This window comes from Treponema endosymbiont of Eucomonympha sp., assembly GCF_001028545.1.
The window spans coordinates 1-437 of sequence record NZ_BBPW01000678.1 but is presented as its reverse complement, the minus strand read 5'-3'; the positions used below and the strand labels follow the sequence as shown (position 1 = coordinate 437).

Genomic DNA, 437 nt, shown 5'->3' with positions numbered 1-437 from the left:
GGGGAATGTCAGGAGGGGAACAGAGAAGGCCCAGGCGACTGTTTATCAAAAACACAGCCATCTGCATAAGCAGCAAGGAGACGTATAGGTGGTGAAGCATGCGCGGTGCCGGAAGGTTAAGAGGAGCGGTTAGCGGAGACGCGTAGCTGTGAATTGAAGCCCCGGTAAACGGCGGCCGTAACGATAACGGTCCTAAGGTAGCGAAATTCCTTGTCGGGTAAGTTCCGACCCGCACGAATGGTGTAACGATTCTGGGCGCTGTCTCAACGCGAGACGCGGTGAAATGTATATACTGGTAAAGAAGCCGGTTACCCGCAGTTAGACGGAAAGACCCCGCGAACCTTCCCCGCAACTTACTATGGGGATTGTAGTTATCATCTGTAGGCTAGGCGGGGGGTGTGGGAGCGCGAGCGGGGCCGTGCGGGCAGCCATGGGTG

General features: G+C 56.5%; 1 rRNA gene. It reads left to right on the top strand.

The annotated features are described in order from the left end of the window. Positions 1 to 437 (top strand): 23S ribosomal RNA (locus tag AWU74_RS12435); the annotation flags it as partial.